The sequence below is a fragment of the Streptomyces sp. NPDC058457 genome, from assembly GCF_042720695.1.
Classification (GTDB): domain Bacteria; phylum Actinomycetota; class Actinomycetes; order Streptomycetales; family Streptomycetaceae; genus Streptomyces.
On sequence record NZ_JBHXLU010000036.1, the window covers coordinates 1 to 14,556 of the forward strand.

At 73.6% G+C, this 14,556-nt stretch carries 7 protein-coding genes; all 7 read left to right on the forward strand.

The window, feature by feature from the left end; all coding sequences use genetic code 11:
• Positions 1–4,697, forward strand: a 4,697-nt coding sequence (locus tag ACFWPS_RS26445) for an amino acid adenylation domain-containing protein (RefSeq protein WP_383708691.1), incomplete at its 5' end; no start/stop codon positions are given.
• 90 nt (positions 4,698–4,787) lie between these two features.
• Positions 4,788–9,305: an amino acid adenylation domain-containing protein gene (locus ACFWPS_RS26450; protein ID WP_383708693.1), complete on the forward strand. Its 4,518-nt coding sequence runs from the start codon at positions 4,788–4,790 to the stop codon at positions 9,303–9,305.
• 38 nt (positions 9,306–9,343) lie between these two features.
• Entirely contained in the window at positions 9,344–11,149 is a 1,806-nt protein-coding gene (locus tag ACFWPS_RS26455; protein ID WP_383708694.1) for a non-ribosomal peptide synthetase, read from the forward strand.
• Positions 11,146–11,940 (forward strand): thioesterase II family protein, encoded by a 795-nt coding sequence (locus tag ACFWPS_RS26460; RefSeq protein ID WP_383708696.1) that lies wholly within the window; start codon positions 11,146–11,148, stop codon positions 11,938–11,940. Before ACFWPS_RS26455 ends, ACFWPS_RS26460 begins: the two co-directional genes overlap by 4 nt.
• Complete coding sequence (locus ACFWPS_RS26465; RefSeq protein ID WP_383708698.1) at positions 11,910–13,142, forward strand: cytochrome P450; 1,233 nt, start codon at positions 11,910–11,912, stop codon at positions 13,140–13,142. Before ACFWPS_RS26460 ends, ACFWPS_RS26465 begins: the two co-directional genes overlap by 31 nt.
• A gap of 135 nt (positions 13,143–13,277) precedes the next feature.
• Positions 13,278–13,487, forward strand: coding sequence for an MbtH family protein (locus tag ACFWPS_RS26470; RefSeq protein WP_383708700.1), 210 nt, complete (start codon positions 13,278–13,280; stop codon positions 13,485–13,487).
• Positions 13,488–13,498: 11 nt separating this feature from the next.
• On the forward strand, positions 13,499–14,530 hold the full coding sequence (locus ACFWPS_RS26475) for a TauD/TfdA family dioxygenase (RefSeq protein ID WP_383708702.1): 1,032 nt from the start codon (positions 13,499–13,501) through the stop codon (positions 14,528–14,530).
• The last annotated feature ends 26 nt before the right edge of the window (positions 14,531–14,556 follow it).

Sequence of the window (14,556 nt, forward strand, 5' to 3'; positions counted from 1 at the left end):
GGACCCTCACCTACGCCGAACTCGACGGGCTGACCGGTGCCCTGGCGGCGGGCATCGCCCCGGGCCAGGTCGTCGCGGTCTCCGGCCGGGACCGTCTCGACCACGTGATCGGGCTGCTGGCCGTGCTGCGGGCCGGCGGGATCCACCTGCCGGTCGACGCCGACGCCCCGGCCGAGCGCGCCGAGTTCATCGTCCGGGACGCCGGGGCGACGGCCTTCCTGACCGACGGCGAACTCACCGCCGGGGCCGCGGGGTCCGGCCCGGCCGGCGGCTCCGGCTACCTCGTCCACACCTCGGGCACCACCGGCCGCCCGAAGGGCGTCCACGTCGCCGCGTCCGTGCTGGCGGAGCACATCGAGGCCGCCACCGCCCGGTTCGGCATCACCCACCGGGACGTCGTCCTGCACATGGCGCGGCCGTCCGTGGACGTGGCGGTCGAACAGATCCTGACGTCTCTGACGACCGGCGCCTGCCTGGTCGTACCGGAGCGGGGACTCCTCGCTGCCGGTGAACTGCTCGCCCTGCTGACGGCCGAGGAGGTCACGGTCGCCAACCTGTCCGCCGGCTACTTCCAGGAGGTCGTCGCCGCCCTGCGGGCCGGCGCCCGCGTCCCCGGGTCGCTGCGGCTGATGATCTCCGGCAGCGACCGGCTGTACCCGGAGACCGCGGCCGCCTGGACCGAACTCACCGGCGTCCCGCTGCTGAACGCGTACGGCCCCACCGAGACGACGGTGACCGCCACCGTCCAGGACGTCCACGAGCTGACGGACCCGGCCGACGGCGAGCGCCGCGTCCCGATCGGCGAAGCTCTCGGCGACCGCGCCCTGTACGTACTGGACGACGCCCTGCGTCCGGTGCCCGACGGCACCGCCGGTGAACTCCACGTCGGCGGCCCGCTGCTGGCCTCCGGCTACTGGGGCCGACCGGCGGCGACGGCCGAGCGTTTCGTCGCCGACCCGTTCTCGGCCGTGCCGGGTGCCCGCATGTACCGCACGGGCGACCTGGTGCGGCGGGCCTCGGGCGCCCTGGAGTTCGTCGGGCGCACCGATCACCAGGTGAAGATCCGCGGCTTCCGCGTCGAGCCCGGCGAGGTCGAACAGGCGCTGGCCGCCCACCCGTCGGTCGCCGCCTGCGTGGTGACCGCCCACGACGGCCGGCTCGCCGCCTACGCCACCACCACCGCGCCGGTGCCGCCGGAGTACCGCGAGGTCCGCGCGTTCCTGGCGGACCGCCTGCCCGAGCACATGGTCCCCGGCAGCCTCACCGTCCTGGACGCCTTCCCGCTGACCGCGGGCGGCAAGATCGACCGCACGGCCCTGCCGCACCCCGGCGCCGGGAACACGTCGGTGCGGGACGGGTACGTCGCCCCGCGCACCGAGGCCGAGCGGCTGCTCGCCGGGGTGTGGTCCGACGTCCTGGGCGTGCCCGACGTCGGCGTCCACGACAACTTCTTCCACCTCGGCGGCGACTCGCTCACCGCGGTGCGGGTCGTCGGGCGGGTCGCGGACGTCTTCGGCGTGGTCTCCCCGTACGCGATCTTCGAGGCCCCGACGCTCGCCGAGTTCGCCGCCGTGGCCACCGCACCCGAGGGCGAACGGCTCCCGGCCCTGACCCGGTCGGGGCGCACCGAGGCACCGCTGTCGGCATACCAACGCGGCCTGTGGTTCCTCGACCAGTGGAACCCGGGCTCGGCCACCTACAACGTGCCCTGGGTGTTCCGCTTCGCCACGGACCCCGACCTCGGCCTGCTGCACCGGGCCCTGCAGACCGTGGTCGCCCGGCACGAGAACCTGCGCACCTGCTTCGTCCTCGACGACCACGGCCCCCGCCAGGTCGTCCGGGAGCGCGTCACCGTCCCGTTCACCGTCACCGAGGCATCCCGCGAGCGGACCGGCGAGCTGATCGCGGCGGCCGCCGTCGAGCCGTTCGACCTGGAGACCGGACCGTTGCTGCGCGCCCACGCCCTGCGCGTGCCGGACGGCGGGACCGTGCTCCTCCTGGTCATGCACCACATCGTCTGGGACGAGGGCTCGTTGTCGGTCCTGGAGACCGAACTCAAGGAGGTCTACGAGGCGTTGCGGGCCGCCCGCCCACACCGGCTGGCCGAACTCGACGCGCAGTACGCCGACTACAGCGCCTGGCAGTACGACGACGCCGTGGCCGCCGCCACCGAGGCCCAACTCGCCTACTGGGATGGGCAGTTGGCGGAAGTGCCGCAGACCGCCGCGCTGCCCACCGACCGGCCCCGCCCCGAACTCCAGGCGTTCCGGGGCGCCCACCACGGCTTCACGATGCCGGACGCGGTCGCGCGGGCGGTGCGCGAGCTGGCCCGCGAGGAGGACGCCACCCCGTTCATGGTGCTGCTCGCCGCGCTGGCGACCACGCTGCACCGGCGCTCGGGGGAGCGGGACATGGTCATCGGCTCCCCGGTGAACGTGCGCGGCCGGGCCGGGGCGGCCGGCCTGATCGGCTACTTCGTCAACCTGCTGCCGCTACGGCTGCGGGTCGATCCCGACCTGTCGTTCCGCGACCTTCTGCGCCACGTCCGGGACGTCTCGGTGGGCGCCTACCGCAACCAGGACGCCTCCTTCGACGCGATCGTCGACCGGGTCGTCACCGAGCCGCCCCGGGACCGCAACCCGCTCTGCCAGGTCCTGCTCGAACTGCATCCGCTGGACACCCGGCCGCTGGAGGTCGACGGCATCCCCGTCACCCGTGAGCTGCACATGCAGGGGGTCTCCCGGTTCGACCTGTCGGTCTCCGTCGACGACCTGGGCACCGGTTTCACCGGCCGGTTCGAGTACGACAGCGACCTGTTCGACGCGGAGACCATGGCGGCGCTCTGCGACAGCTGGCTGGGCGCCCTGGCCGCGGCCGTCGCCGCCCCCGCGCACACCCTGTTCGAGGCGGCCGCCGCCCGCACCCCGGACGCCACCGCCCTGATCGCCGGAGACGAGGAACTCACCTACGGACAGCTCAACGCACGGGCCAACCGGCTCGCCCACCACCTCGCGGAACAGGGCGCCGGGCGCGGCACGGTCGTCGCCGTGCTCGTCGAGCGCGGCTTCGACCTCGTCGTGGCCCTGCTCGCGGCGCTCAAGACCGGCGCCGGATACACCCTGCTGGACCCCGACTTCCCGGCCGAGCGGCTCGCCGGGGCCGCCACCGACAGCGGCGCCGGGCACCTGATCACCCATCGCGGACAGGAAATCCCCTTCGCCTGGCAGGGCGCCCACATCGACCTGGACGCCGTCGCCGGGGAGCTGGTCCGCCATCCGGAGCACGACCCCGGGCTGCCCGTCACCGGCGACGACCTGGCCTGCGTGATGTTCACCTCCGGCTCCACCGGCCGCCCCAAGGGCGTCGCCGTGCCGCACCGCGCCCTGACCGGCACCTACGCGGGCCAGGACTACGCCCGGTTCGGCCCGGACGAGGTCTGGCTCCAGTGCTCGCCCGTGTCCTGGGACGCCTTCGCGCTTGAGCTGTACGGCGCCCTGATGTTCGGCGGCACCTGCGTCCTCCAGCCCGGACAGCGGCCCGACCCGCAGACCGTCGCCGAACTCACCCGCCGCCACGGGGTCACCCAACTCCAGCTCTCCGCCAGCCTGTTCAACTTCCTCCTGGAGGAGTTCCCGGACACGTTCGCCGGACTGAGCACCGCCTTCACCGCCGGCGAGCGCGCCTCGGTGACCCATGTCGCCAAGGCGCTGGAGATGTTCCCCGGCCTCCGGGTCGCCAACGGCTACGGCCCAGTCGAGAGCCTCGGCCTCACGACCTGCCACACCGTGGTGCCCGAGGACGTCACGACCGCCTCCATCCCCATCGGCCGTCCGCTGCACGGCAAGGACGTCCTCGTCCTCGACGAAACCCTGCGGCCCGTCGAACCCGGCGTCACCGGCGAGCTCTACACCTCCGGTTGCGGCCTGGCCCTCGGCTACACGGGCCGGCCCGGCCTCACCGCCACCCGCTTCGTCGCCGATCCCGGCGGCTACGGGGTACGGCTGTACCGGACCGGGGACCTCGGGCGCCGCACGGCGGACGGCACGCTGGAGATCACCGGCCGGGCCGACGACCAGGTCAAGATCAGGGGCTTCCGGGTCGAACCGGGCGAGATCGAGGACGTCCTCACCCGGCACCCGGACGTCCGGGAAGCCGTCGTCACGGTGTACGAACCCGCCCCGGGGGACCGGCGGCTCGCCGCCTACATCACCACCGGCACCACCGTCTCGACTGTCACCACCGCCACCGCCACCGCCACCGCCACCACCGCCACCACCGTCACCGACGGCTCTGCGACCGCCGACCCCGATGCCCTCCTCCGGTACCTGTCCGGACGGCTCCCGGAGTACATGGTCCCGGCCACCGTCGACGTCCTGGACGCGCTGCCCCTGAACGCCAACGGCAAGGCCGACCGCCGCGCTCTGCCGGCTCCGGCTCCGGCTCCGGCCACCGCCACCGCAGGGGACGGAGCCGCCACCCTGGCCGGCAGGGAACGCCTGGTGGCCGACGTGATGCGGGAGATCCTCGGCCTGGACGAGGTGGGCCGCCACGACAGCTTCTTCCGGATCGGCGGCAACTCCCTGTCGGCCGTACGCGTCGCGATGCGCCTGTCCCGGGAGACCGGTACCCGCGTCCCGCCGCACCTGGTGTTCCGGGCCAGGACCGTGAGCGCGATCGCCGAACTGTTGCCGGCCTGAGCACACGGCACACCGCGTGTCCGACACGCGCCCCGTGCCGGTTCCACGACGGACCGTCACCCCGCCCCCGACAAGGAAGGCAGAAGGACAGTGAGTTCGCCCACGGACACGGCCCCGCCGCCGGTTCCCACCCCGCCGCCCGTTCCCACGCCGCCGTCGGCTCCGGCACCCGCCAGGACCGCACCGCTCTCGGGCCTCCAGCGCGGCCTGTGGTTCCTGGACCGCTGGCACCCCGGGACCGCCACCTACAACACCCCCTGGGTCTTCGAGTTCACCGGCCCCCTCGACACCGCGCTCCTGGAGCGCTCCCTCAACACCGTCGTCGCCCGCCACGAGGCGCTGCGCACCACCTTCGCCCTGGGGCCGGAAGGCCCCCGCCAACTCGTCCACCCCGGCCTCACGATCCCGCTGACCCTCGTCGACCTGCGGGACCTGCCGGCGGGCGAGCGGGAACGGCAGGCCGGGCAGCGGCTCGCCGCCGAGGCGTCGGCCCCCTTCGACCTCGCCGCCGGACCGCTGCTGAGGGCGACCGCCCTGCTGCGGTCGGACACCGAGACCACGGTCGTCCTCGTCGTCCACCACATCGTCTGGGACGGCTGGTCGGCCGACGTCTTCGAGACGGAACTGGCGGAGACCTACACCGCCCTGACGGAACGCCGCGAACCCCGGTTGCCCCACCTGGCCGTCCAGTACGCCGACTACGCGACCGGGGAACAGAGCCGCTCCTTCGAGGACCACCTGGCCTACTGGAAGGACCGGCTGGACGGCGCCCCCGGCCTGCTGGAGCTGCCCGCCGACCGGCCGCGCCCGGCGGAGCGCGGCCACCTCGGCCGCACCGAGCCCTTCGACCTGCCGGCCGGCACCGCGGCGCGGGTCCGCGCGCTGTCCGAGAGCGAGGGGGTGACGCCGTTCATCGTGCAACTGGCAGCCTTCGCGCTCCTGGTGAACCGCCACACCGGCGCCCAGGACATGGTGATCGGCACTCCGGTGACCACCCGCGACCGGCCGGAACTGGAGAACCTGGTCGGCTACTTCGTCAACCTGCTGCCGCTGCGCATCCGGCTCGGCGCCCGCACCACCTTCCGTGAACTCCTCGCACACGTCTCGGACGTCGCCTTCGAGGCGTACGGCTATCTGGACGTGCCGTTCGACACGATCGTCGACCAGCTCGCCCCGGACCGCTCCGCCGCCCACCCGCCGCTCGTCCAGGTCGTGTTCGGCTCCCACACCGAGAACCGGGCGCCGTTGGCGTTCGGGCCCGCCTCGGCCGACCGGCGGGTGCACTCCAACGGCACCAGCAAGTTCGACCTGACCTGGTCCGTCTACGACGACGGCGAGCTGCGCGGCGAGGTCGAGTTCAGCTCCGGCCTCTTCGACACCGCGACGGTACGCCGGATGACCGACGACTGGCGGGCCCTGCTGACCGCCGCCCTCGACGACACCGGCCGTACCGTGCGTGAACTGACCCGGGCGGCCGACCCGCAGCCGCCCGCCGCCCCCGTCCGCATACCCGAAGGCCGCGGCCTGCACCGGCTGTTCGAGGAGGCGGCCGACGCGCACCCCACCCGCACGGCCCTCACCCACGGCAACCGGTCCCTGACCTACACGGAACTGGACGAGCGGGCCAACCGGCTGGCCCACGCGCTCATCTGCCGCGGCGTCCGTCCCGGCGACCGGGTCGGCCTGCTCCTCGACCGCACGCACGAGATCCCCGTCTCGGTGCTCGGCGTGCTGAAGGCCGGCGCGGCCTACGTGCCGGTGGACCTGACCGCCCCCGCCGACCGGGCCGCGATGGTCTTCGGGGACACCGGGGTCCGGGTCGTCGTCACCGACCGTCCCGACCGCGTCCCGGACGGACCCTGGGAGCTCTTCGAACCGGCCCTCCGGGAAGCCGAGTTGGAGACCCTTCCCGCCACCCGGCCTGCCCTGGCGGTCCGCCCTTCGGACACCGCGTACATCATCTTCACCTCGGGCTCCACCGGCCGGCCCAAGGGTGTCGCGGTCGCCCACGAACACGTCAGCCGCCTGATGGATGCCGGCGCCCGGCACTTCTCCTTCGGCCCCGACGAGGTGTGGACCCTCTTCCACAGCTACGCCTTCGACTGGACGGTCTGGGAGTTGTGGGGCGCCCTCCTGCACGGCGGACGGCTGGTCGTGGTGCCGTACCTGACCAGCCGCTCGCCCGAGGAGTTCACGGAACTGCTGGCCGCCGAGGGCGTCTCGTTCCTGTGCCTGACCCCGTCCGCGCTCCGCCAGCTCGAACTCGCCCTGCGGCAACGGCCGCGCGCCCTGCCTGCGCTGAAACAGATCATGCTCGGCGGCGAGGCGCTCGACCCCGCCGTGGTCCGGCGCTGGAACGCCCTCGGCCCGCTGCCCCCGGCCCGGCTGTGCAACCTGTACGGGATCACCGAGACCACCGTCCACGTCACCACCCACGACCTCGGCCCCGCCGCCGACTTCGACCGCAGCCTGATCGGCACACCGATGCCGCACCTCGGCGCGATGGTCCTCGACGACTGGCTGCGGCCCTGCCCGGTGGGCGTCCCCGGCGAGCTGTACATCGGCGGCGGCAGCCTCGCCCACGGCTACTGGGACCGGCCCGGCCTCACCTCCGGGCGCTTCGTCGCCGACCCCTACGCCACCGCTCCCGGGGCCCGGATGTACCGCACCGGGGACGTGGCCAGGAGGCTGCCCGACGGCGGCCTGGAATACCTGGGGCGCGCCGACTTCCAGGTGAAGCTGCGCGGCTTCCGCATCGAACTCGGCGAGATCGAGAACGCCCTGGCCGCCCACCCCGACGTGGACACCTGCGTGGTCACCGTCCACCAGCAGCGGCTGGCCGCCTACGTCACCGGCCGCGAGCCGGGCGCGATGCGCGAGTTCCTGGCCCGTTCCCTGCCCGACTACATGATCCCGGCGACCGTCACCGTCCTGGACACCCTGCCGCTGACCGTCAACGGAAAGGTCGACCGCCGCGCCCTGCCCGACCCGAGCCCGCACGGCACCGCACCCACCGGCTCCGCGACCGGACACGTGGCCCCCCGCAATGACACCGAGCGGGACTTCGCCGCCGTCTGGTCACGGGTCCTGGGCGTCACCGGTATCGGCGCGCACGACGACTTCTTCCACCTCGGCGGCGACTCGATCCGCGCCGTGCAGCTCTCCGGAGAGCTGCACGAGGCCGGCTGGACGGTCACCCTGCGGGACATCTTCAACGCGCCGACCATCGCCGCCCTGGCGCCGCTGGCCCGCCCGGCGGCCGGTGCGGACACCGCCGACGGACCCTTCTCGCTGATCGACGCCGAGACCCGGGCCGAACTCCCGGCCGGCGTCGTGGACGCGTACCCGATGGTGTCGATGCAGCTCAGCATGGTCTTCCACATGGAGATCGCCGGATCGACCGACAGCTACCACAACGTCAACAGCTACCGGATCAGCGCACCGCTCGACGAGACGGCGTTCCGCCGGGCCGTGACGGAGGCGATGACCCGCCACCCCGTCCTGCGGACCGGCCTGGACATCTCCGGCTACGCCGAACCCCTCCAACTCGTGCACGGCGAGCTGGCACCGCCCGTCACCTTCGACGACCTGCGGGGGCTGGGCCCCGACGAGCGGGACGAGGCGGTCACCGCGGTCTTCGAGCACCACCGGCAGACCCCCTTCGACCTGCTGGAGCCGCCGCTGTTCCGGATCACCGTGCAGCGGTTGACGGACCTGTCCTTCCAGCTCACCGTCGCCGAGCACCACGCCATCCTCGACGGCTGGAGTTTCACCTCGCTCCTCGCCGAACTCCTCGCACGCCACACCGAGTTGTCGGCCGACCCGGACAGCGCCCCCGCCGCCCTGCCCGGCTCCCGCTACCGGGACTTCGTGGCCGTCGAACGGAAGGCGGCGGCCGACCCCGAATCCCTCGCGTACTGGCGCGGCAAACTCGACGGCGTCAGCGGCGAGCTGTGGGACGGCGCCGGCGAGACCCACGAACTGGCCCGCATCGTGGAGTGGGTGCTGCCCGAGGCCCCTGGCCAGTTGCGCCGCGTCGCCGACGCCACCGGCGTGCCCGTCAAGTCCGTGGCGCTCGCCGCCCACGTATACGCGCTGGGGGCGATCACTGGCCGCCGCCGGATCACCACGGGCCTCGCGATGAACGGCCGCCTCGAACGGCGCGGCGGTACCGAGGTGTACGGGCTCTTCCTCAACACCGTTCCCCTGGTCGCCGGAACCGGCGCGGACCACGACGATCCGCTGGCGCTGGTGCGCGAAGTGCACCGCGAGGAGCTGGACATGATGCCGCACCGCCGGGTCCCGATCGCCCGGCTGGCCCGGCTGATGACCGGCACCCGGCTGGACAGCCAGTTCGGCTTCCTGCGCTTCCACGCCCTCGGACACCTCGGCGACGCGCGGATCGAGGACGACCGGATCGGCTGCGAACCCACCATGCGCCACGAACCCAACAGCTTCGCCTTCGGCGCCTCACTGATCCAGGACCCCGTCTCCGACCGTGTCCTGCTGGCCGTGGACCACCAGCGGTCCGTGGTGCCCGACGCGCTCGCCGAGGCCTACCTCGACGCCTACGAGACAGCCCTCCACGCGATGGACGGGGCCCTGTGACCACCCGCGCAGACCGAGAAGAGAGCGAGACAAGCCCCATGACCGACACCCACGGCCCCCGTCCGGCGGACCCGCTGGCCCGGTTCCTGGCCGTCGCCGACGCCACACCCGGGCGCACCGCGGTCGTGGCCGCCGACGGTCGGCTCACCTACGCCGAACTCGACCGCCGCACCGCGGAGCTGGCGGGCGCACTGCGCGCCCACGGCATCGGCCGCGGCGACCGGGTGGGCATCCACCTGCGCCGCACCACCGACCTGCCGGTGGCGCTGCTCGCCGTGTGGCGGGCGGGAGCGGCCTACGTACCGCTCGACCCCGCCTACCCGCGAGAACGCCTCGCGTTCATGGCCGAGGACTCGGGCCTGGCCCTGCTGCTCACGGCCGAACCGGGCACCGTCCCGCTGCCCGACGGCGTGCCGGCCCTCGGCCCCGACACGATGGGGGACCTCGGCCCCGACACCCCGGTCACCGCGCTGGACGCGGCCTACGTCATCTACACCTCCGGCTCCACCGGCCGCCCCAAGGGCGTCGAGGCCACCCGCGGCGGCGTCGCCGCCCTCCTGGCCGGCCTGGAGGAACGAGGTATGTACCGGTCCGAGCCGGGCGTGGTCGGCTGGAGCGCGAGCGTGTCCTTCGACGCTTCGGTCCAGCAGTGGGCGCGGGTCTGCCGGGGCGACACCGTCGTCGTGGTCGACGGCACGACCCGCACCGACCCGGTCCGGCTGGCCGCCCTGCTCGACGAGCACGGCGTCACCGACCTGGACCTCACCCCCTCGCACTGGGAGTTGCTGCGCGAGCCGCTGGCCGCCCGCCCGGTCCGGCTGTTCATGGGCGGCGAGCCCGTGCCCCGGGCGATCTGGGACGAGATCACCGTCGGCGGAACCGACGCCCTCAACCTGTACGGCCCCACCGAGTGCACCGTCGACTCCACCGCCACCCGCATCGGCGGGCCCCGACCGCACATCGGCGACGCCCTGCCCGCCGTGACCCTGCACCTGCTGGACGGGGAACTGCGACCGGTGGCCCCCGGCGCCACCGCGGAGCTCTACATCTCCGGTCCCGCGGTCGCCCACGGATACGTCGGCCGCCCCGGCCTGACCGCCGAACGCTTCGTGGCCAGCCCCTTCGCGCCCGGAGCACGGATGTACCGCACGGGCGACCTGGCCCGCCGCGGCCCGGACGGCACCCTGGAGTTCACCGGCCGCGCCGACCGCCAGCTCAAACTGCGCGGTTTCCGCATCGAACCCGGTGAGATCGAGGGCGCCCTGACCCGTCATCCGCGGATCCGCGAGGCCGCCGTCAAGGTCCACGAGGCCGCCCCCGGAGACCAGCGGCTCATCGCCTACGTCACCACCTCCGGCACCCCGGACCTCGCCACCGACGACATCCTGGCCCACGCCCGCACCCTGCTGCCCGCCCACATGGTCCCGGCCGCGGCCGTCGTCCTCGACACGCTGCCGCTCACCCCCAACGGCAAACTCGACCACGCCGCGCTGCCCGCCCCGGCGCCCGCCGCCGCGTCCCGGCCGGAGCCGGCGGACCGGTCGGGGACCGGCACCGGTCCGGTCGGCACCGGCCTGGCGGAACAGGTCGCCGACGTCTGGCGGACCGTCCTCGGCCGCGACGACATCCGCCCCGACGACGACTTCCTCACCCTCGGCGGCCACTCGCTCGCCGCACTGCGGGTCATCCACATCCTGCGCCGCACCCTGAGCATCGAACTCCAGCTGCGCCACCTGCTCGACGCCCGCGACCTCGCCGACTTCACCGAGGCGGTCCGCACCGCAGGGCAGGCCCCGGCGCCCCGGCGGCCGGCCCTCGTCGGCGGCGCGGCGGCTGCCCGATGACCCCGCCACGGCCACGGATCGAGGGGGACTGGCTGCTGGTCCCCGCACCCCAGGACCACCGCCCCTACCGGCTGTTCTGCTTCCCGCACGCCGGCGGTGACGCCACCGCCTTCGCCCCGCTGGCCCAGGCGCTCGCCCCGGCCGCCGAGGTGTGGGCCCTGCGCATGCCGGCCCGCGGCGGACGCAGCCGCCACCCGATGCCCGCCACCTTCGACCAGCTGGTGCGGACGGTGAAGGACGCCCTCCTCCCGCACCTGAGCGGCCGCTTCGGGTTCTACGGACAGAGCTTCGGTTCCCTGCTCGCCTACGAGGTGGCACGCGCCCTGCCCGCCGGGCACCGCCCGGAGACGGTGGTCGCCGCCTCGGCGTCCGCGCCCGGCACCTGGTCCGCCCCGACCCCGCCGCAGCACGGCGCCGAGGATCTGCTGCGGACCTGCGGAATGGGCGAACTCGTCGCGTCGGAACCGGAGTTGCGGGAGCTGGCCCTGCGGGCCATCCGCAGCGACCTCACGGTGCGCGACACCTACCGGTACCGGCCCGCCCCGCTGCTCGACACCGCCCTGCACGCCGTCGCCGGCGACGCCGACCCGCTGCTCGACGCCGCCCTGCTCGCGGCCTGGGCCGAGCACACCTCGGGCGCCTTCGACCTCACGGTCGTTCCCGGCGGCCATCTGCTGGCGACCGTACAACGGCCCGGACCCGTGGGCCTGCTGACCTCGATCGTCGGGCACCGGCCCGATCCGACCACCAGGGAGCCCCGATGGCCACGAGCACAGCCCCTCGTCCACTGACCTCCGGCCCGGCGCCGGCCGCTCCCGTCGACCTGAGCGACCCCGCCCTGTGGACCCGCCCCGACCTGCCCGCCGTCGTCGACCGGCTGCGGGAGGCGGGCCCCGTCCAGCGCACCGGGACCGCCGACGACGGACCGGTCTGGTCGGTGCTCTCCTACGACCTGGCCGTCGAGGTCCTCAAGGACGCGGCCACCTACAGCTCGGAAGGCGGCTCGCTGCTCGGCGCCGGAGCCGGGAACACACCCGTCGGCGCGGGCCGCATGATGGCCCTGACCGACCCGCCCCGGCACCGTGAACTCCGGGCGCCCGCCACTCCGTTCCTCTCGCCCGGCGGGGCCCGCGGCGCCGCCCCCGGCATCACCGAGCTGTCCCGCCGGATCGTCACCGCGGCCGTGGAGCGGGGCGAGGCCGACCTCGTCGACGTCGTCTCCCCGCTGCCCCTGACCGTGATGTGCGACCTGCTCGACGTCCCGGACCAGGACCGCGAGATGGTCGTACAGGTCTGCGACGACGCCTTCCTCGGCCGCACCGCGCAGGAGCGCAGAGCAGGTCATCAGCGGCTCATCCCGTATCTCATGCACCAGGTCATGAAGCGGCGGGCCGACCCCCGTGACGACCTCATCAGCATGATGGCCACGTACCGGATCGGCGGGCGGTTGCTGCCCGTCGAGGACGTGGTCCTCAACCTGGACAACATCGTCGTCGGCGGCGTCCAGACCGTCCGCCACACCGCCGTGATGGGGCTGCTCGCGCTCGTACGGCACCCCGAGCTGTGGCACCGGCTGCAGAGCGGCGAGGCCGCGATGGGACCGGCCCTCGACGAACTGCTGCGCTGGACCTCGGTCGGACTGCACACCCTGCGCACCGCCACCAGGGACACCGTGCTGGGCGGCCACGACATCCGGCGCGGCGAACGCGTCGTCGTATGGACCTGGGCGGCCAACCACGACCCGGCCGCCTTCGACCGCCCGCACGACATCGTGCTCGACCGCAGCCCCAACCGCCACGTGGCCCTCGGCCTCGGCGCGCACTACTGCATCGGGGCCCCGCTGGCCAAGACGGAGCTGAGCGCACTCTTCACGGCCCTGCTGGACCGCGTCGAGCGGATCGAGCCGACCGGACCGGTCCAGTACAACCGCTCGATCATCAACTTCGGCCTGGACCACTTCCCGGTGCGCCTGCTCGCCCGCCGATCCCGCTGAACTTCCGCTCTCCTGCCGGAATTCCTGCCTGTCGGCCGTATAGGGCGCCGATAACTTCGAAAAGCCCGGACGGCAGTTCTACATCGCGGATTTCCGCGATTTCCGCCCCGCTCACGACGGAGGAAATAAGCCATCATGACGAATCCCTTCGAGGACGAGAACGGCGCCTACAAGGTGCTTGTCAACGACGAGAACCAGCACTCCCTCTGGCCCGCGTGGATCGACGTCCCGGCCGGCTGGACGGTCGCCTTCGGTGAGGCCGACCGGCAGGCCTGCCTCGCCTGGATCGAGGAGAACTGGACCGACATCCGCCCGGCGAGCCTGCTCGCCGCCCTCGGCCGCTAGGAGGCCCCGCCGTGTCGACCGCACCGACCGCACCGCGCTGGGAGACCGCTCCCGGCCGCCCGGCCCTGACCCGCGTGACCGGCGTCCACGACATGGACGCGGCCGTCGAATGGCTCCAGGACAACAGCCCGCAGCTGCGCGCGGCCCTCGCCGAGCACGGCGCGATCTTCCTCCGGGGCCTGCCGGTCACCGGCAGCGAGGACGTCGCCCGGGTCCGTGACGTGCTGCTGCCCGAGCCCACCCCCTACCGGGAGAAGGCCACCCCGCGCAGCGACTTCGGCCACGGGGTCTTCTCCTCGACCGACCTGCCGCCCCACCAGTCGATCCGCATGCACAACGAGAACAGCTACACGCTCACCTTCCCCGGCAAGCTTCTCTTCGCCTGCCTGACCGCCCCCGCCGAGGGCGGTGCCACCCCCGTCGTCGACTGCCGCAAGGTCCTGGCGAACCTGCCCGCCGCCCTCGTGGACCGGGTGCGCGCGGCCGGCTGGACGCTCACCCGGAACTACTCGGAGTACGTGTCCCTGGACTGGCGCACGGCCTTCGCGACCGACGACCCGGCGAAGGTCGAGGAGTACTGCGCCGAGAACCTCGTCTCCTGGGAGTGGCGGGAGGACGGGCGACTTCGGACCCGGCAGCTGCGCCCCGGCACGATCACCCATCCGGAGACCGGCGAGGAGGTCTGGTTCAACCACCTCGCGTTCTGGAACGAATGGTCGCTGGACCCGGTGATCCGCGAGGCCCTGACCGACGAGTTCGGCCCCGACGGCCTGCCCTTCAACACCGGCGTCGGCGACGGAGCCCCCCTCACCCGGGACGACGTGGACACCCTCAACGCCGTCTACGAGGCCGCCACCGTCCGCGAACCGTGGCAGCGGGGCGACGTGATGCTCGTCGACAACATCCTCGCCGCCCACGGCCGCGACCCGTTCCGCGGCGACCGCAAGATCGCCGTCGCCATGGGATCGCCGGTCGACGTCCTGGACTGCCGGCCCGGCGTGCCGCCCGCGGCCTTCCGCGCCGCACCTCTGCCCACCGCCTGACCAGCCCCCGTGGCCCGTGACGTAAG